This is a genomic window from Martelella mediterranea, assembly GCF_021021415.1.
GTDB lineage: Bacteria > Pseudomonadota > Alphaproteobacteria > Rhizobiales > Rhizobiaceae > Martelella > Martelella mediterranea_C.
Genome location: NZ_JAINWJ010000027.1, coordinates 13643 through 32411 on the forward strand (window position 1 = coordinate 13643; position 18769 = coordinate 32411).

Sequence of the window (18769 nt, forward strand, 5' to 3'; positions counted from 1 at the left end):
AGCGGCAGCGTTTTCGCCCGCCGCACAGCCCCCCAATCTTCTCGCCCCGGAGGGGAGAGATGTCGCGACAGCGACAGTGAGGGGGGAGTCTATCCTCGCGAACACCTTCACGAAACTGAAAGGCCGCGCCACCCTCACTGCCCCTGTCGGGGCATCTCTCCCGCCAGCGGGAGAGAGTATTGGGAGTAACCCGCAGCTCGTCGGCAAAGGGCCCGCGAGCTACTCACTCATATACCAATGACGCCTACATCCCCTCGGGGCCGCGGTTCATCGAGGCGGGGCCGGTGCGGCAGATCTCGACGAGACCGAGCGGCTTCATGATGGCGATGAACTGATCGACCTTCGACACCTTGCCGGTGATCTCGAACAGGAAATGCTCGACCGTCGCGTCGACCACCTTGGCCTCGAAGGCATCGGCAAGACGGAGCGCTTCCTGGCGCTGCTCACCATTGCCGACGACCTTGACCAGCGCGACCTCGCGCTCGACCGGCGGGGCCTGGCCCAGTTCGCGGGCGCGCACCGAAAGATCGACGACCTTGTGAACCGGCACCATCCGGTCAAGCTGCGCCTTGATCTGCTCCAGCACGTCCGGCGTGCCCTTGGTGACGATGGTGATGCGCGACAGATGCGCCTCGTGCTCCGTCTCCGAAACGGTGAGGCTTTCGATATTGTAGCCGCGGCCCGAGAACAGGCCGATGACCCGGGCGAGAACGCCCGGCTCGTTGGCGACGACGACCGAAAGCGTGTGGCGTTCGGGCGCTGCGGTCTGGCTCGAAATGAAATAGGCCGAGCCGGTGGGCTGTAGTTTCGCGTTCATTATTCTGACCTCTTTCAAACGTTAGACGAGCTGACGGCCCTTGGCATCAATGGCGGTGGCGACGGCCTCGTCATTGGCCTCGTCCGGCAACAGCATGTCGTTATGCGCCCTGCCCGACGGGATCATCGGGAAGCAGTTGGCGAGATTGGCGACGCGGCAATCGAAGATCACCGGCCTGGGGCTGTCGATCATCCGCTGGATCGCCTCGTCGAGATCGTTCGGATTGTCGCAATAGATGCCTTCCGCACCATAGGCCTCCGCCAGCTTGACGAAGTCCGGCATCGCCTCGGTATAGGAATGCGACAGCCGGTTGCCGTGGAGCAGCTGCTGCCACTGGCGCACCATGCCCATATACTGGTTGTTCAGGATGAAGATCTTGATCGGCGCATTGTGCTGGATCGCCGCCGCCATTTCCTGAATGCACATCTGGATCGAGGCATCGCCCGCGACATCGATGACCAGTGCTTCCGGATGGGCGATCTGGACGCCCAGCGCCGCCGGCAGGCCGTAGCCCATCGTGCCCAGCCCGCCCGACGTCATCCAGCGCTTCGGTTCCTCGAAATGCAGGAACTGCGCGGCCCACATCTGGTGCTGACCGACCTCGGTGGTGATATAGGCGTCACGATCCTTGATCGCCGCATTCAGCCGCTCCAGCGCGTATTGCGGCATGATGACGTCCTTGTTCGGCGCATAGGCGAAGCAGTCGCGGCCGCGCCAGCGGTCGATGTTCCGCCACCAGTCGTCGAGCGACGGCTTTTCGGCCGGCAGCGCCCGCCACAGCCGCACCATGTCTTCCAGAACATGAGCGACATCGCCCAGAATGGGGATATCGACGCGAATGTTCTTGTTGATCGAGGACGGATCGATATCGATGTGTATCTTTTTCGAATTCGGCGAGAAGGCATCGACCCTGCCGGTAATGCGGTCATCGAAGCGCGCGCCGATACAGACCATGACGTCACAGTCATGCATCGCCATATTGGCCTCGTAGGAGCCGTGCATGCCCAGCATGCCCAGCCAGTTCTTGCCCGACGCCGGATAGGCGCCAAGCCCCATCAGCGTCGATGTGATCGGAAAGTCGGTCAGTTCGACCAGCTCGCGCAACAGGCGCGAAGCCTCGTCGCCGGAATTGATGACGCCGCCGCCGGTGTAGAGAACCGGACGCTTCGCGTGGGCCATCAGTTCGATCGCCGCCTGGATCGCCTCAGCATTGCCCTGGACCTTCGGCTGGTAGCTTTCGCGGATCATGTGTTCGGCCAGCGGCGTGTAGCGGCCGGTGGCAAACTGGATATCCTTCGGAACATCGACGACGACCGGGCCCGGACGACCGGTCTGGGCGATGCGGAAGGCTTCATGAATGACATCAGCCAGCTCGTTTACGTCCTTGACCAACCAGTTATATTTGGTGCAAGGTCGGGTGATGCCGACGGTATCGCATTCCTGGAAAGCATCCGAGCCGATCAGCGCGGTCGGAACCTGGCCGGAAATGCAGACCAGCGGAATGGAATCCATCAGCGCGTCCTGCAGCGGCGTTACCGCATTGGTGGCGCCGGGGCCGGAGGTGACAAGCATGACACCGACCTTGCCGGTGGAGCGGGCATAGCCTTCGGCGGCATGACCGGCGCCCTGCTCATGGCGGACAAGCACATGCTCGATTTCGTCCTGCTGAAAGATTTCGTCGTAGATCGGCAGCACGGCGCCGCCGGGGTATCCGAAAATGTGTTCGACCCCGTTTTCCTTCAACGCCTGCAAAACGATTTCGGCGCCTGTCATCATGTTGTCCGCTGCGGTCATCTCATTTTTCCGTTTGATGGTCCTGGGTTTCCTCGGGCATAAAAAAAGGCCCCTTCAAGGAGCCTGTCGTCGCGCATGGGTGGCTGCTGCCGGATGGTTACACCATCCTGCCCATGCGCGATCCCACCACAATAAGAAGTTCTTTCTTAGCCATGCTTGGCCTGATAGCCCGACTTTCCGCCTCAGTCAACGCGCAACTGCAAGAAAAATGCCGCGAAGCCCAAGCCCGCGCAATAAAATTAGCCGGCCTGGATATGCATTCCTCGCCCTAACCCTTTGCCGGATCGAGCCTTTTCCACTCCGGCCCCATCTGGTTGCGAAACCATGTCATCTGCCGCTTGGCATATTGCCGGGTGGCAGCGCTCGCCTTTTCGATCACCTCGTCCCGACTGATCGCGCCGGAAAGCATGGCCGCGATCTCCTTGACGCCGATGGCGCGCATCACCGGGGCCGCCGGATCGAGACCGAGCGCCAGCAGCGCCTCGATCTCCTCCACCGCGCCCGCCTCCAGCATCGTCTCGAAGCGGCGGTTGATGCGGTCATGGAGAACAGACCTTTCCGGCAGCACTACGATCTTGTCGGCGTTCGCCGCGTCGATCAGCGGCGGCGGGTTTTCCGCCTGAAAATCGGCGATCGAGCGGCCGCAGGCCTCGAATACCTCAAGCGCGCGCACGATCCGCTGGCCATCGGAAGGCTGGAGCCTAGCCGCCATTGCGGGGTCGCATTCGGCAAGCCTGGAATGAAGCGCGACGGCTCCCTCCTCTGCAAGCGCCTGCCGCCACCGGGCGCGGATATCGGCGGGGACCGGCGGCATTGCGGCAAGACCCTCGGTCAGCGCCTTGAAATAGAGCCCAGTGCCGCCGACGATCACCGGCATCCGCCCCTCGCCTGCAAACTGCTTGAGCAGTGCTTCCATGTCGCGCAGCCACGCGCCGGTGGAGTACTCGTCGCCGGCAGGGACATGGCCGTAAAGATAATGCGGTATGCCCTGCATGTCATCCACGGAAGGCCGTGCCGTCAGCACGCGCAGGGTGTCGTAGACCTGCATGCTGTCGGCATTGATCACCACGCCGCCGGCCGCTTCGGCCCGCGCGATCGCATAAGCGGACTTGCCGCTCGCCGTCGGCCCCGTTATCAGAACGGCACGCCAATGTTCACCCGAGGAATTCGCCATGGCTCTCGTTGCCACGCTTGTCGCCAATCCGTCAAACCCTGTCGTGACCGAGGACCTCGTTTCCCGGCTTTCCGACGCCGCGCGGACGGAAAAAGCCAACTGGCTGGCAACCGGCATCGCGGCTGACCTGTTGCTATCCGAAAGCGCGGATGCCGCGGCGGCGGAGAACGCCCTCAGAACCGCGATCGGCGCGTTGCCGGTCGACGTGGTGGTGCAGGATGCCGCAACGCGCCGCAAGAAGGCGCTGCTGGCGGATATGGACTCCACCATGATCGGCCAGGAATGCATCGATGAGCTGGCCGCCGAAGTTGGCCTCAAGGACAAGGTCGCCGCCATCACCGCCCGCGCCATGAATGGCGAGATCGAGTTCGAGCCGGCGGTGCGCGAGCGGGTCGCATTGCTGAAGGGGCTTTCGATCGGCATCGTCGACGAGATCATCGAAAAGCGCATCACGCTCACGCCGGGCGGCAAGGCGCTGATCGCGACGATGAAGGCCAATGGCGGCTATGCGGCGCTGGTCTCCGGCGGCTTCACCGTGTTCACCAGCCGGATCGCGGCAATGCTGGGTTTTGACGAGAACCGCGCCAATATTCTGCTGGAGGACGGCGGAAAGCTCACGGGCCACGTTGCCGATCCCATCCTCGGGCGCGAGGCCAAGGTCGAGGCGCTGCATGATGTCGCGGCCAAGCGCGGCATTTCCGTGGCCGATGTCATGGCCGTCGGCGACGGCGCCAACGATCTCGGCATGATCAAGCTTGCCGGCAGCGGCGTCGCGCTCCATGCCAAGCCGAAGGTTGCCGCGGAGGCGTCAATCCGCATCGACCATGGCGATCTAACGGCGTTGCTTTACATTCAGGGTTACCGACAGGAGGACTTCGCGCCATGAAGCTCGCTGAAACCGAACGCCTGATCATCCGCAACTGGGAAGACCGCGACCGCGATCTTTTCCACGAGATCAATTCCGACGACACCGTGATGGCGTTCTTCCCGATGCGGAGAAACAGGGCGGAGAGCGACGCACTCTTCGACATGATCCGCGCGAAGATCGCGGAGACCGGCTATGGCTTCCCGGCCGTTGAACTGAAGGAAAGCGGCGAGGTGATCGGCTTCACGGGCCTGAACAAGGTCTACAGCGCCGACATCAAACCGGACGGCACGCCCGAGATCGGATGGCGGATGACGACGCGCCACTGGGGCAAGGGCTATGCCACCGAAGCGGCCCGCGCCATGATCGCGCTCGCCTTCGACGAACGCGGCCACGACCAGCTCGTCTCATTCGCGGTCGCCGATAACCACCGCTCGACGGCGGTCATGGAACGGCTGGGCATGGAGCGGGACCTTGAGGGCGATTTCGACCATCCTTCAATCCCGGACAGCCATCCGCACCTGAAACGCCACGTGCTCTATCGTCTCCACAAGACCGACTGGCAGGGCTGAGCCCGCTATTCCAGCACCAGGCTGACGATGCTGAGCGCGCCGTCCGGGGCCGCGACCATCAACGACACGCTGCGGCGGCCCTCGGAGATCAGCTTGACGATGCGGGACCGCACCTCTTGCGGGGTGGCAACCGCATCCTGCTCGACCTCCACGATCACCATGCCGGGTTCCAGCCCCTCGTCGGCGCCCGCGCTGTCCGGCTCGACCTCGGTGATCAGCACGCCCTCGACATCGCCGTCGATCTGGTAGAGCGCGCGGCCATTGTCGTCGAGATCGCCAAGCGTCAGCCCGTAGAGCGACACCGGCAGGCCGGGCTGATCGGGCACGCCATCCTCCGGCAGAGCTTCATCGGTCAATGCCGGCTCGCTTTCCGCCAGTTCGGGTTCTTCCAGCAATTGCGGCGTGACCTGAACCGTCATTCGTTCACCGTCGCGCACGATCTCGACATCGGCCGGCTCGCCGATCCGGCTTTCGGCGACAAAGCGCGGCAGATCGCGGGGGCTTTCGATCGGATGGCCGTCGAAACTGAGGATGATATCGCCTTCCTCGAGCGGGCCGCCGGCACTTGGCCCGTCCTCGATAATGGAGCCGACCGCGACGCCTGAGGGATCGTCAGCGCCGAGCGAGGCGGCAAGATCATCGCTGACCTCCAGCACGCGAATGCCGATCCAGCCGCGTCGCGTCTGGCCGAACTCGACGAGCTGGTCGACGATATTCTCCGCCAGTTCGCTTGGGACGGCAAAACCGATGCCGATCGAGCCGCCCGAGGGCGACAGGATCGCGGTGTTGATGCCGATCACCTCGCCATCCATGTTGAACAGCGGGCCGCCGGAATTGCCCTTGTTGATCGCCGCATCGGTCTGGATGAAATTGTCATAGGGCCCGTCGAGTTCGCGCCCGCGCGCCGAGACGATGCCGAGCGTCACCGAACCGCCGAGACCGAAGGGATTGCCGATCGCCACCACCCATTCGCCGATCCTGACGGTGCGCGAATCACCGAACTTCACCGCCGGCAGCGGCGCATCGGGCTCCACCTTCAGGACCGCGAGATCGGTCTTGTCATCGACGCCGAGCAGCGTCGCGTCCAGCGTTTCGCCGTCGGCGAACGACACGGAAATCGTGTCGGCATTCTCGATCACGTGGTTATTTGTGACGATGATGCCATCCGGATCGATGATGAAGCCGGAACCGAGCGACGACACCGGCCGGCTGCCGGGCCCGCCTTCGCCATCGAAGAAGTCCTCGAAGAATTCCTCGAAGGGCTGGCCTTCGGGCACCTTGGGCACCGGACGATCGCCAGCATCGCCATCGCCTTCCTGCGAGATCGAGATATTGACCACGGAGGGCAACAGCCTTTCGGCCATGTCGGCGATCGAGACGTCGGAGAGGGTTTCCGCCTCCGCCCGGCCGGCCGGCCCCGCAAGCGGCGTCGAAGCGGCCAGAGCGACGGCAAGCCCGAGACCGGCAAGGCGGCGGACAAAGAGGGAATCGACTGTCTTCGACATGAAGCCTCCGTCATTGATGATCAGATCATAGGGCATTTCCGGCGAAGATCGAGACCGGAGCCTCCGAAAACGCCGGACCACCACCACTTCAGCCGTGCACCAGGAACACCAGCAGCACGCCAAGCGCGACGGCGACAACGCCTGCCAGTCTCAATGCGCCTTCCGAAAAAGTCGGCAGCAGTCTTGCCATGGAGACAAGAAACGAAGGGGCCAGTGCATAGACCAGCCCCTCGATGATCAGAAAGAAAGCGAATCCGATCAGGATATCCTGCATCAGCATGGATCAGTTGCTCCCGGCGGGAGCTTCCGTCGTATCCTCTTCCACGTCCGGCGCGAATGGCGCGGGCGCATTGTCGCTGCCGCTGGAGCCGAAATACTCGAAGAACTCCGAATTCGGCGACAGCACCATCGTCGCATTGTCGTTGATGACGTCCTTGTAGGCGTTCATCGAACGATAGAAGGCGAAGAAGGCAGGATCGCGGCCATAGGCATCGCCAAGGATGCGGTTGCGTTGGCCATCGCCCTCACCGCGCAGGATTTCGGCTTCCTTTTCCGCCTGCGAGGTGATCTCGACGACCTGGCGATCGGCCACGGCCCGCCGGGTTTCGGCCTGTTCGCGGCCGTTCGCCCGGATCGCCTCGGCTTCCGCAAGACGCTCCGACTTCATTCGCGAATAGGTATCTTCCGATACCTCGGGCGTCAGATCGGTGCGCAGCACGCGGACGTCGACGATCTTGATGCCGAGCTTTTCGGCGTCGTTGCGCAGCAGTTCCTGCACTTCCTCCATCATCGAAGCGCGTTCGAAGGAAAGCGCCGCCTGGAAGCCGCGCAGACCATAGACCCGGCGCAGGGCTGAATCGAGCAGCGACCGCAACTGTCCCTCGGCCTCCGTCCGGTCGCCCGAGACGGCCTCGCGGAAGCGTTCCGGATCGTTGATGTTGTACACCGCGAAAGCGTCGACGATGTAGAACTTGCCGTCGGCGACCTGGATGCGCAGATCGCTGAGGTCGAAGCGGAGATCCTGCTTCGAGACATACTGAACGCGGTCGGCATCGATGAAGGAGAAGGGAAGCTTGAAATAGATTCCCGGCTCCGACTCCACGCGCTGGATCTCACCGAAGCGGATGACGATCGCCTGCTGGCGCGGATTGACCACGAAAAACGAGCCGTAAAGCACCACGAGAATGACGCCAATGGCGGCAAGGGTAGCGAGAAGACGATTGGATGACATTACTGGCTCGCTCCCTGCGTCAGGTTCTGCGTCGAGGATGATGCGGGAAGCGTCCGTTGCGTCCGCTGGGCCGCATCGCGGTCGATCTGATCGAGCGGCAGATAGGGAACGACCCCCTGCCCTTCATCGTCGACGATGACGTTCTTGGACTGCGACAGCGCGCCCTGCATGGTCTCGAGATAGAGACGCTTGCGGGTCACGTCAGGCGCGGTGCGATAGGAATCATAGATCGAGATGAAGCGCTCGGCCTCACCCTCCGCTTCCTTGACGACGCGATCCTTGTAGGCGGCCGCCGCCTCGCGGACCACGGCCGCGTTACCGCGGGCAGCACCCAGTTCCTTGTTGGCATACTGGTTGGCTTCCTGCTGGAAGCGGTCCGCATCCTGTCCGGCGCGCTGCACCTCGTCAAAGGCATCGGCCACCTGCTGCGGCGGCGACGCATCCTGGAAGGACACCGCGTTTACGGTGATGCCGGAGCCGTATTCATTCATCGTATCCTGTATGATCGACTTCACGTTGACGGCGATCGCCTCGCGCTGCTCACGATAGACGTCGTTGGCGGGCCTGCGGCCGACAACTTCGCGCATGGCGCTTTCGGAAACCTGATTGAGCGTCTCGATGGGCGATTCCACGTCAAACAGGAAGCTCTTCGGATCGGTCACGTTGTAGATCACCGAGAAGCTGAGATCGACGATGTTCTGATCGCCGGTCAGCATGATGCCGTCGGGGTCTCCGCGGCCGCCGCCAAGGGTCATGCGGCGTTCGGTGATGTCGACCTTTTCGACGGTCTCGAACGGCCAGAACATGAAGTGCAGACCCGGCTGGGCGACGTCCGTCTTGGGCTTGCCGAAGCGCAGTTCCACGCCGCGCTGGTCGGGCTGGATGGTGTAGACAGACTGCATGATCCAGAACACCGCCAACACCAGAACGATGATCGCGATCAAGCCGGCGCTGAAACCGCCGGGGAACATGCCCTTGAACTGATCCTGGCCCTTGCGGAAGAAGTCCTCGATATCGGGCGGGCCGCCGTTTCCGCTGCCGCCATTGCCGCCGGAGGGGCGCTTCGGCCCCTGCCCCCAGGGTCCCTGATTATCGCCGCCGCCTCCCCAGGGACCGCCGCCATTCTGATTGCTCCAGGGCATCCACACCTCTTAACTGTTTGTTTCCTCTGAACCGCAAAGCGCGGCCCCGTTGACGCGCAAGGCGTTTGACCCGTTATAAGGATGCAGACGACCGCTTTCAACGCGATCCGTGATAACGAAAGAGTTTTCTCGGTAAATTCCTGTTCAACGACGCCGCTCATAGACCCTGTAGCAGGTCGGATAGTCATCCTTCTCGCCGGCGGGAAGCCTTTCCTCCTCGCCAACCTCCCAGAGCGCGGGATCGATGTGCGGAAAAACCGTATCGCCTGCAAGCGTGGTCTCGACATGGGTGATGCGCAGGCGGTCGGCCAGCCCTATCGCCTGCCGGTAGATCTCGCCGCCGCCCTGAATGCAGATTTCATCCACGCCCTTTTCCACGGCGTCCTTTCTGGCGAGCGCCAGCGCATCCTCAAGCGAGGTCGCCGTCAGGCATCCCTCGATCGTAAGGTCCGGGTCCCGCGAAACGACGATGTTGGTGCGGCCGGGAAGCGGCTTGCCGATGGACGCGAAGGTCTTGCGGCCCATGATCTGCGGCTTGCCTTTGGTGATCGCGCGAAAGCGTTTGAAATCGGAGCCCAGGTGCCAGGGCATGTCGCCGGCCCGGCCGATCACCCCGTTTTCGGCCACGGCCGCGACCAGCACGATATCGATTTTTTCCATGAATGGGCTCCTCAAAAGCGGCTCGCCGCTTCATGCCATACCCTTCTCGCAAGGTGCAATGCCAGAGGGTTGTCTGCACCAGGGCTGGACGGGCGCGTCGTGACTGCATAATCTGGCCGAAAGCCTTCGGCAGGCGCGACGACCCTTTCAGAGAACCGCCTTTGACCCAGATCGACCAGACACAGAAATTCATCATGCGCGGCCGTTTCGGCGCCGACAGCTTCATCCCGTGGATGGACCGGCATGCCCGCAAGCTTGGACTGGAGAAGCGAATCATCACCGCCTCGCCCGAGCGCATCGAAATGGCGGTCAAAGGCCCGCCTGCCCTGATCGACGCGATGGAAATGGCCTGTTCGCTTGGGCCGATCGAGATCTGGGTCGAGGACATCGAATGCCTGCCGCTCAATGCCATGCCGAAATCCGATGAGCCGGTCAGCCATTGACCGGACGGGATATGCCGCAGGACGCCCGGCTTCGGCGACCGCACGCTGAATTACCTTTGCATCAAATTTGTTCATTCTTGCCAATGCATATTTGCTGTGCAAATTTAGACAGCGTCGACGCGATCGCTTGTTGAAAGGGCGCGCCGGCCGATGAGAAATCAATGTTTGGAAAGCCCCGAAATGCACCCCCAGACAACAGGCAGATGGACGCCGGCGGCGCTCTCGGCCGACCTGGCCGCGGGCACGGCGATGCCGGCCAGCCTCACGGACAAGACCATCGCCCTGTGGCGCAGCGCCTCCGGCCGCCTGACCGCCTCCGACGATCGCTGTCCTCACAGGGGCATGCGCCTTTCCCACGGCTTCGTGCGCGGCGAGGCGCTGTCCTGCATCTATCATGGCTGGCGCTATGGCCAGGACGGCCAGTGTCTGCGCATCCCGGCTCATCCCGATCTCACCCCGCCAAAGACCATCCGCGTTGAAACCTACCCCGTGATCGAACAGGACGGCATCATCTGGATCGCGGACGGCGAGGATGCCGGCGCGCCGCCGCCCCTGAACGGGCTGATGCCGCTTCGTTCGCTGAACGTGAGCGCCGGCATTGCCGCCATCGAGCTGGCCGCCGATGCAAAAGCGGATGCCGACGGCGTGGTGAGGCCATCCGATGACGCCTTCTGCCTTCTGCTTGCCCCGCAGGGCAAAACCGCAACGTTGATTCATGTGCTCGTTTTCGCCGACGCAACGCCGCCGCAGCGGATCGCCGCCTCGCGACAGGCGGAAACGCTGCGCCGCAAGGCGGAAGCCGCCAGCAACCAGGGAGCCGGATCATGAATGCCATGCGAGACGAATGGTATCCGGTCGCGCTGTTCAGCCAGCTCGATCGCCGCGACACCATGCTGATGGGCGAAAACATCACCGTCGCGCGCGTCGGCGCTGACGAGGCGAAGGTGACCGCCTCGGATGGCCGCGCGCTCCCCGTGCGCTTACGCTACGGCCACGTCTGGACCTCGCTCGGCACGCCCGACCACGAGCTGTTCGATATCCCGGAGGCCGCCGATCCCGAGCGCCGCCTTGTCGAAGTCGGGATCGTCCGGGTTCAGTGCTCGCCGCTGCGGGCCGTGGAGAATTTTCTCGACATCGCCCATTTCCCCTTCGTCCATACCGATATTCTCGGCGCCGAGCCGCATACCGAGGTGGCAAATTACAAAGTCGAAATCCGCGAGGAAGGGGACGAGGTCTGGGCGACCCAGGTGAAGTTCTACCAGCCGCAGGCGGCCAAATCGGCAAGCGGCGGCATCGATACCGACTATATGTACCGCGTCCCCGCCCCCACCTGCTCGGTGCTCTACAAATCCTGTCCGCCGCGCCCCGGCGAGTGGGATGTGATCGCGCTGTTCGTTCAGCCGCTGACGGAGGAAGTGTGTGAGGTGTGGCCATGGATGGCGCTGTTCGACGACACCTCCTCGATGACCGACCTGATCCAGTTCCAGCAGATGATCTTCCTGCAGGATCGTTCGATCCTCGAAAACCAGATCCCCGCGCGCCTGCCGCTTGACCCCGGCAAGGAAATCCCGACGCGGGCCGACATGACATCCATCGCCTACAGACGCTGGCTGAAGCGCCACAACTATACCTATGGCGCGCAATTGGTGGCCCAATGAAACTCTACGACTACATCCTTTCTCCAAGCTGTTACAAGGTCCGGCTGATGGCGGCGCTGGCCGGCGTCACGCTCGAGACCCGCGCGGTTGACTTTCACCCCGGCAAGGAACATCGCGGCCCGGAAATGCGGCAGCTCAATCCGGCGGGAACGCTCCCGATCCTGACGGATGGCGATCTCGTCCTGACCGAATCCTCGGCCATGCTCGCCTATATCGCGGCCGGTTCGGCGCCCGCCTGGCTTGGCCGGGCCGATAATTCCGTCGAGATTGCCCTCGTGCAGCAATGGCTTGCCTTCTCGCCCAGGCTGACGGCGAGCCTCGGCGGCGCCAGGCTTCATCAGATGCTCAACATGCCGGGCGATATCGATGCCATGTCCGCCGCGGGCGTCGCGGCCCTCAGGGAACTGGAGATGGGTCTTTTCGAGCAACGCGAACGCGGCATGCGCTATCTTGCCGCCGACCGGCCGACGATAGCCGATATCGCCTGCTTCCCCTATGTGGCGCTCGCTCCCGACGGCAATATCCTGCTCGATCCCTACCCGACGATCCGCATGTGGCTGCGCGCCATCCGCTCGCTCGACGGCTTCATCGAGATGCCGGGCATCCACCGGCTGCATGAACTGAAGCCTGAACCGGAACACACTGCGGAGGAAAGCTGAGTGGCCGGTCATCTGCTCAAGAACTGCGCGGCCGTTGTTGTCGATGAAGGCAACGGTCCGACCGTGCTGCGCAATGTCGATCTTCTCACCGAGGGCCCGGCGATCAAAGCCATCGGCATTGGTCTTGCGGACCGGGAGATGCCGGAGGGCACGACAGAAATCGATGCGGATGGATGGTTTGTCTATCCCGGCCTCGTCAACACGCATCATCACTTCTTCCAGTGCTTCGTGCGCAACCGGGCCGATCTGGACTGGACCAAACTGTCGGTCATCGAATGGCTCGACCGGATCTATCCGGTGTTTGCGTGCCTCAATGAAGACTGTTTCTACCATTCCTCGGTCACGGCAATGGCCGAACTGATCAAGCATGGCTGCACCACCGCCTTCGACCACCAGTACAATTTCCCGCGCCATGCCGGCAAACGGCTGATCGACCGCCAGTTCGAGGCCGCGGACCTGTTCGGCATGCGGTTTCACGCCGGGCGCGGCGGCAACAGCCTGCCGAAATCCGAAGGCTCGACCATACCCGACGAGATGCTGGAGACCACCGACGAATTCATCGGCGACTGCGCGCGGCTGATCGACGCCTATCACGATGCCAACCCCTTCAGCATGCGCCAAGTCGTGGTCTCGCCCTGCCAGCCGGTCAACAGCTATCGCGAGACCTTCGTGGAATCGGTTCGCCTGGCGCGCGATCGGGGCGTGTTGCTGCACACCCATGTCGGCGAGGGTGAAAGCCCGGTGATGGAGGCCCGCCACGGCAAGCGCACCGTCGACTATCTGGAAGAGATGGGCTTTGCCGGCCCCGACACCTTCTATGCCCATTGCTGGGAACTGACCCATGACGAGCTTCGCCGGATGGCGGCAAGCGGCACCGGCGTTTCCCACTGCCCAGAGCCGGTCTATCTCGTCGGCGCCGAGGTGACCGACATTCCGGCGATGGCCGCCTTCGGCCTGCGTGTCGGGCTGGGCTGCGATGGTGCTGCCTCCAACGACAATTCCAACCTGATGCACTGCCTGCATTCGGGCTACATGCTGCAATGCCTCGTCTCATCGACCCGCGAGCACCTAGTGCCGCCGCCAGCCGATTTCCTGGCCTATGGCACGACCGGCGGCGCAAGCCTGCTCGGGCGCAGCGATATTGGCCGGCTCGCGCCCGGCATGGCGGCCGACCTGTTCGCGATCGACACGCGCCGCATGGACTATGTCGGCACCCGACACGATCCGCTGAGCCTGATCCCACGCGTCGGCATCGGCAGCACGACCGACATGACCATGATCAACGGACGGATCATCTGGCAGGATGGCGAGTTCGCCGGTCTCGATGAACAGAAACTCTTCGCGGACGCCGAACAGGCGCTCGCCGGCATTGCAATGTGAAGACCAACCTCCAGGGAACCGATAACATGACCAAGATTACCCGCAGAACCTTGATCCAGGCCGCAGCCGCCACCGGCCTCGCCGGCGCGATGGGCGCACAGCGCGCCTTTGCCGCCGACGAACCGCTCGGCATCACCCTCGTCGTGCCGTCGCCGATCGGCGATGTCGGCTGGGGCCATGCGCTGGCCGCCGGCCTTGAACCGGTCAAGGAAGCCTATGGCGACAAGGTCAAGGTCACCGTGCTTGAAAATATCATGGAAGGCCCCGACGCCGACCGGATCATGAACAAGACCGTCGCCGATGGGAATAATTTCCTGATCGCCGGCTCGTTCGGCTATCAGAACGGCGCGTTCCAGATCGCGCGGCGCAATCCGAAGATCAGCGTGTTGCATGCCTCGGGCTACATGGTCGGGCCGAATTTCTCGCCGTTTGCCGCCAAATATTTCCAGGGCACCTATCTGCTCGGCATGGCCGCTGCCGCGGTTTCAAAATCCGGCAAGCTCGGCTCTGTCTCGGCCTTCGCCATTCCCGAACTGATCACCTCGATCAATGCCTTCACGCTCGGCGCGCAGGCGGTCAATCCGGATATCGAGGTCTCGGTGGTCTGGGTCAATTCCTGGTTCGATCCGGCACAGGAACAGGATGCCGCCAAGGCGCTGATCGCGCAGGGCTGCGACGTGATCTTCTCCAACGCCCAGGACACGCCCTCGGTGATCTCGGCCTGCGAGGAAGCCGGCGTCTATGCCTTCAACCTCAATTCCTCGATGCAGAAATACGCGCCGGAGAAATATCTCGGCTGCGTGGCCACCGACTGGTCGCCCTATTTCAAGGCGCAGGTCGAGGCGCATATGAACGGAACATTCAAGGGTGCCAATGCCTTCCTCGGCATGGCTGACAATGTGGTCGAAGTCGTTGACCTCAACAGCGACATCCCTGCCGACATCATGGAGAAGATCAAGTCGACCGAAGCCCAGATCGCCGACGGCAGCTTCTCGCCGTTCACCGGGCCGATCGCCAAGGCTGACGGTAGCGAGGGCGTGGCCGCGGGCGAGATCATGACCGACGAGCAGATCGTCGCCATGGACTGGCACGTCAAGGGCGTCACCACGCCGCTGCCGCAATAAGGCCCGCAGGGAATGGAGACACCACTCCTTTCGCTCAAGGGCATTTCGAAGAGCTACGGACAGGTCCAGGCCAACCAGGACATCGACCTCGCCGTCGCTCCGCGATCGATCCACGCGATCCTCGGTGAAAACGGCGCGGGCAAATCCACGCTGATGAAGCTGATCTACGGCGTGGAGCAGCCCGACGCCGGCAGCATGGCGTGGAATGGCGCGCCGATCGCGCTCGCCTCTCCCGCCGCCGCCCGCCGCCAGGGCATCGGAATGGTGTTCCAGCATTTCTCCCTGTTCGAGACGCTGACCGTCGTCGAGAACATCCAGCTCGTCATGCCCGGAACCAAGGCCGCGCTTGCCGAGCGCATGCGCGCGCTCGGCCGCGATTTCGGGCTGGAGGTCGATCCCTTCGCCCATGTCCACGCGCTTTCGGTAGGCGAGCGTCAGCGGGTCGAGATCATCCGCTGCCTGATGACCGACCCCAAGCTTCTGATCCTCGACGAGCCGACATCGGTGCTCCCGCCGCAAGCGGTCACCCTTCTGTTCGAAACGCTGCAGCGCCTGCGCGATGGCGGCGTGTCGATCCTGCTGATCTCGCACAAGCTGGAGGAAATCCAGGCGATCTGCGACCGGGCGACAATCCTGCGCGCCGGTCGCGTCACCGGCCATCTCGACCCGCGCGCGCATGACGAGCACACGCTCGCGAAGATGATGATCGGCCGCGACATACCCGAACCAATGCCAGCCGAACCTGTGGAACAGGGCGACAAGCAGCTCGAGATCGTCGGTCTCGACTACAAGCCCGAAGACCCGTTCGGCGTGTCCCTCGAAGGCATCACACTCACCGTTCGCGGCGGCGAAATCCTCGGCATCGCCGGCATTTCCGGCAATGGCCAGAGCGAGCTGACCGCGCTGATTTCCGGCGAGACCCGGCTTGCCACCGCTGACCGCATCTTCATGATGGGCAAGGATGTCGGCCCCATGGGTGCCGCCGCCCGCCGCAAGCTCGGCTTCGCCTTCGTTCCGGAAGAACGGCTTGGCCGGGGCGCGGTTCCGGAAATGTCGCTGGCGATGAACGCCATTCTGACCGCCCATGGCCGCAACGTGGTCCGCAACGGCGTGATCGACAGGAAAGCGGCGGAGGCCTTCGCCCTTGAGTGCATCAGCGAATACGATGTCCGCACGCCGGGGCCGCAGGCCGAAGCCGGCGCGCTTTCCGGCGGCAATCTGCAGAAATTCATCGTCGGGCGCGAGATCATGCTCGCGCCGAAACTGCTGTTCGTCGCCCAGCCGACATGGGGCGTGGATATCGGAGCCGCGACCGCGATCCGCCAGCGACTGATCGCGCTGCGTAATGCCGGCATGGCGATCCTAGTGATTTCCGAGGAGCTTGAGGAACTGTTCGAGCTTTCCGACCATATCCAGGTGCTCCACCACGGAAAGCTCAGCCCGCCGCTCGTCACCCGCGACACCCGACCCGAGGAAATCGGTCGCTACATGATCGGCTCCGAAACAGGAAAACGCGCCTCATGACCGCCCTGTCGTTCCTGCCCAATCTGGTGAAGCGAGAACAGGCCTCGCTGAAGGCGACCCTGCTCGCGCCGCTGTTGGCGCTGCTGGCGGCGGTCATCCTCAATGTCGGCCTCTATGTGCTGATGGGCCGCAGCCCGACGGCGGTCGTCTATGCCATGCTGCTCGAACCGTTCATCTCGTGGACCTCGTTTTCGGAGGTGCTGCTGAAGACCGGACCTTTATTGCTGATCGCGCAGGGTCTCGCCATCGGGTTCCGGGCGAAGGTGTTCAATATCGGCGCGGAGGGACAGTTCATACTCGGCGCGATCTTCGCCTCTGCGATACCGGTCTGGTTCCCGATGGCGACGGGGTTCTGGATCTGGCCGCTGATGCTTCTGCTCGGCGCCGTCGGCGGCGCGCTCTGGGCCGCGATCACGGCGTTCTGGCGCGCGCGCCTCAACGCCAGTGAAATTCTCGTTTCGCTGATGCTGAGCCTCGTCGCCCTGCAACTGCTCTACTACCTGCTGCTCGGGCCGTGGAAGGACCCGAACGGCTTCAATTTCCCGCAATCGGTGATGTTCCAGTATGACGCGATGGTGCCGACGCTGATCCCCGGCACCCGCGTCAATGTCTCGCTGCTGATCGCCCTCGTCTTCTCGGCGGCCGCCTTCGTGTTCATGCAGAAGAGCTTCATGGGCTACAAGCTACAGGTCGGCGGGCTTGCGCCGAAGGCGGCGGGCTATGCCGGTTTCAGCGACAAGAGCGCGATCTGGCTTTCGCTGCTGATCGGCGGCTTTGCGGCCGGCCTCGCGGGCGCTGCCGAAGTGGCCGGCCCCGTCGGCCAGCTCCAGCGCTCGATTGCGACCGGCTATGGCTATGCCGCGATCATCGTCGCCTATCTCGGCGGCCTGCATCCGATCGGCATCATCTTCTCCTCGCTGTTCATGGCAGCGCTCTATATCGGCGGCGACAACGCCATGGTCTCCGCCAACCTGCCGGTCGCGGCGGTTCGGGTCTTCCAGGGCAGCCTGCTTCTGGCCTATCTCGTCGCCATCGCCTTCACGCGCTATCGGCTGGAGTGGCCGGCCACCCATCGGCGGAGCACGGCATGAACGCAGTCGAATTCATTATCGCCGGCATGCTGGCCGCCGCAACGCCGTTCCTGCTGGCGGCCCTCGGCGAGCTCGTGGTCGAGCGCTCCGGCGTGATCAATCTCGGCCTGGAGGGGCTGATGGCACTGGGCGCGGCGATCGCCTTCATCGTCGTCTATCAAAGCGGAAGCCATATTCTCGGTTTTATCGCCGCAGGCATCGTCAGCGCGCTGCTTGCGTTGATCTTTGCCTTCGTGGTGCTGGGATTTCGCGCCAATCAGGTCGCGGCCGGGCTTGCGATCGGCATTCTCGGACAGGGGCTTTCGGCGCTGTTCGGCAAGACCTATGAGAGCCTGACGATCAAGGGCCTGCCGAAGCTCGCGATCCCCGGCCTTTCCGATATCCCCGTTGTGGGCGGGCTGTTCAGCCAGGATATCGTCGTCTGGCTATCGCTGGCGGCAACCTTCGGCGTCTGGTTCATGCTCAATCGCACCAAGACCGGTCTCGTCATACGGGCCGTCGGCGAAAACCCCAAGGCCGCGCATGCGATCGGCTTTCCCGTTATCGCCGTGCGTCTGGCGGCAATCGTCTTCGGCGGTGCGATGGCAGGCTTTGCCGGCGCCTATGCGGCGACGGTCTACACCCCGCTCTGGGCCGACGGCATGATCGCCGGGCGCGGCTGGATCGCCATCGCCCTCGTCGTCTTCGGCACGTGGCTGACGGGCCGGGTCTTTCTCGGCGCCTGCATGTTCGGACTGGTTTCGCTCCTGAGCCTTGCCGCCCAGGCCTCCGGCGTCGGCCTGCCCTCGCAACTGCTCTCCGCCCTGCCCTACATCGTCACCATCATCGTGCTGGGCATCATCTCCGCCGACCGACGCCTGCTGAAGCTGAACGGCATCGCCTCGCTCGGCGAGCCGTATGAACGGTAGAGCCCCGGCGCTACTGGCCTGCGACGGCGAGCCTTCGACCCGAAAAGATATCGCATCATCCCTCAGGTCGACAGGCGCTGACAAGCATCGACCTTGAGGGAAAGGCCAAACCCCGGAGCCCATCATCGCGGAGTTTCATCGCTCCGGTCGCCGCTCACCCCCTCTCAGGCAGCCGTGACTTTGGAACACGTCGTGGTTACGTCGCTTGCGCAGAAGCCCATG

Annotated in this window: 19 protein-coding genes; 11 read left to right on the forward strand and 8 right to left on the reverse strand. The window is 63.3% G+C overall.

Going from position 1 to position 18769, the window contains the following annotated elements:
- Nucleotides 1-244: 244 nt before the first annotated feature.
- The 3 genes from ilvN to miaA form a co-directional block, all read right to left on the reverse strand.
- Entirely contained in the window at nucleotides 245-817 is a 573-nt protein-coding gene (gene ilvN, locus K7H91_RS15845) for an acetolactate synthase small subunit (RefSeq protein WP_230721235.1), read from the reverse strand.
- A gap of 21 nt (nucleotides 818-838) precedes the next feature.
- Nucleotides 839-2611 (reverse strand): acetolactate synthase 3 large subunit, encoded by a 1773-nt coding sequence (locus tag K7H91_RS15850; protein ID WP_269066295.1) that lies wholly within the window; start codon nucleotides 2609-2611, stop codon nucleotides 839-841.
- A gap of 268 nt (nucleotides 2612-2879) precedes the next feature.
- Complete coding sequence (gene miaA / locus K7H91_RS15855) at nucleotides 2880-3785, reverse strand: tRNA (adenosine(37)-N6)-dimethylallyltransferase MiaA (protein WP_230721236.1); 906 nt, start codon at nucleotides 3783-3785, stop codon at nucleotides 2880-2882.
- On the opposite strand from miaA, the gene serB reads away from it, so the two are divergent.
- Nucleotides 3784-4671 carry a phosphoserine phosphatase SerB gene (serB, locus tag K7H91_RS15860; protein ID WP_230721237.1) on the forward strand — a complete coding sequence of 296 codons (888 nt, stop codon included), beginning with the start codon at nucleotides 3784-3786 and terminating at the stop codon, nucleotides 4669-4671. The two genes, miaA and serB, sit on opposite strands and share 2 nt — an antisense overlap.
- Nucleotides 4668-5222: a GNAT family N-acetyltransferase gene (locus tag K7H91_RS15865; RefSeq protein WP_230721238.1), complete on the forward strand. Its 555-nt coding sequence runs from the start codon at nucleotides 4668-4670 to the stop codon at nucleotides 5220-5222. The genes serB and K7H91_RS15865 overlap by 4 nt, the downstream gene beginning before the upstream one ends.
- A gap of 5 nt (nucleotides 5223-5227) precedes the next feature.
- Here the strand turns inward: K7H91_RS15865 and K7H91_RS15870 are convergent, their stop codons facing one another.
- From K7H91_RS15870 to K7H91_RS15890, 5 genes are all read right to left on the reverse strand, one after another.
- On the reverse strand, nucleotides 5228-6727 hold the full coding sequence (locus tag K7H91_RS15870; protein WP_230721239.1) for a Do family serine endopeptidase: 1500 nt from the start codon (nucleotides 6725-6727) through the stop codon (nucleotides 5228-5230).
- Nucleotides 6728-6815: 88 nt separating this feature from the next.
- Nucleotides 6816-7001 carry a DUF2065 domain-containing protein gene (locus K7H91_RS15875; protein ID WP_026173171.1) on the reverse strand — a complete coding sequence of 62 codons (186 nt, stop codon included), beginning with the start codon at nucleotides 6999-7001 and terminating at the stop codon, nucleotides 6816-6818.
- Between the two features lie 9 nt (nucleotides 7002-7010).
- A complete protein-coding gene (gene hflC, locus K7H91_RS15880) occupies nucleotides 7011-7958 on the reverse strand; it encodes a protease modulator HflC (RefSeq protein WP_230721240.1) in 948 nt (315 codons plus the stop codon).
- Nucleotides 7958-9100 (reverse strand): FtsH protease activity modulator HflK, encoded by a 1143-nt coding sequence (hflK, locus tag K7H91_RS15885; RefSeq protein ID WP_230721241.1) that lies wholly within the window; start codon nucleotides 9098-9100, stop codon nucleotides 7958-7960. The genes hflC and hflK overlap by 1 nt, the downstream gene beginning before the upstream one ends.
- A gap of 144 nt (nucleotides 9101-9244) precedes the next feature.
- Nucleotides 9245-9760 (reverse strand): dihydrofolate reductase, encoded by a 516-nt coding sequence (locus K7H91_RS15890; protein ID WP_230721242.1) that lies wholly within the window; start codon nucleotides 9758-9760, stop codon nucleotides 9245-9247.
- Nucleotides 9761-9921: 161 nt separating this feature from the next.
- On the opposite strand from K7H91_RS15890, the gene K7H91_RS15895 reads away from it, so the two are divergent.
- The 9 genes from K7H91_RS15895 (at nucleotide 9922) to K7H91_RS15935 (ending at nucleotide 18547) form a co-directional block, all read left to right on the forward strand.
- Nucleotides 9922-10203 carry an acylphosphatase gene (locus tag K7H91_RS15895; RefSeq protein ID WP_230721243.1) on the forward strand — a complete coding sequence of 94 codons (282 nt, stop codon included), beginning with the start codon at nucleotides 9922-9924 and terminating at the stop codon, nucleotides 10201-10203.
- A gap of 180 nt (nucleotides 10204-10383) precedes the next feature.
- Nucleotides 10384-11031, forward strand: a complete 648-nt coding sequence (locus tag K7H91_RS15900) for a Rieske (2Fe-2S) protein (protein ID WP_230721244.1) — start codon at nucleotides 10384-10386, stop codon at nucleotides 11029-11031.
- Nucleotides 11028-11861, forward strand: a complete 834-nt coding sequence (locus K7H91_RS15905; protein ID WP_230721245.1) for an aromatic ring-hydroxylating oxygenase subunit alpha — start codon at nucleotides 11028-11030, stop codon at nucleotides 11859-11861. Before K7H91_RS15900 ends, K7H91_RS15905 begins: the two co-directional genes overlap by 4 nt.
- Nucleotides 11858-12520 (forward strand): glutathione S-transferase family protein, encoded by a 663-nt coding sequence (locus tag K7H91_RS15910; RefSeq protein WP_230721246.1) that lies wholly within the window; start codon nucleotides 11858-11860, stop codon nucleotides 12518-12520. The genes K7H91_RS15905 and K7H91_RS15910 overlap by 4 nt, the downstream gene beginning before the upstream one ends.
- A complete protein-coding gene (locus tag K7H91_RS15915; protein ID WP_230721247.1) occupies nucleotides 12521-13900 on the forward strand; it encodes an amidohydrolase in 1380 nt (459 codons plus the stop codon).
- 26 nt (nucleotides 13901-13926) lie between these two features.
- Nucleotides 13927-15024, forward strand: coding sequence for a BMP family ABC transporter substrate-binding protein (locus K7H91_RS15920; protein ID WP_230721248.1), 1098 nt, complete (start codon nucleotides 13927-13929; stop codon nucleotides 15022-15024).
- Between the two features lie 12 nt (nucleotides 15025-15036).
- Nucleotides 15037-16548, forward strand: coding sequence for an ABC transporter ATP-binding protein (locus K7H91_RS15925; protein ID WP_230721249.1), 1512 nt, complete (start codon nucleotides 15037-15039; stop codon nucleotides 16546-16548).
- On the forward strand, nucleotides 16545-17639 hold the full coding sequence (locus tag K7H91_RS15930; RefSeq protein WP_230721250.1) for an ABC transporter permease: 1095 nt from the start codon (nucleotides 16545-16547) through the stop codon (nucleotides 17637-17639). Before K7H91_RS15925 ends, K7H91_RS15930 begins: the two co-directional genes overlap by 4 nt.
- Nucleotides 17636-18547 carry an ABC transporter permease gene (locus tag K7H91_RS15935; RefSeq protein ID WP_230721251.1) on the forward strand — a complete coding sequence of 304 codons (912 nt, stop codon included), beginning with the start codon at nucleotides 17636-17638 and terminating at the stop codon, nucleotides 18545-18547. The genes K7H91_RS15930 and K7H91_RS15935 overlap by 4 nt, the downstream gene beginning before the upstream one ends.
- The last annotated feature ends 222 nt before the right edge of the window (nucleotides 18548-18769 follow it).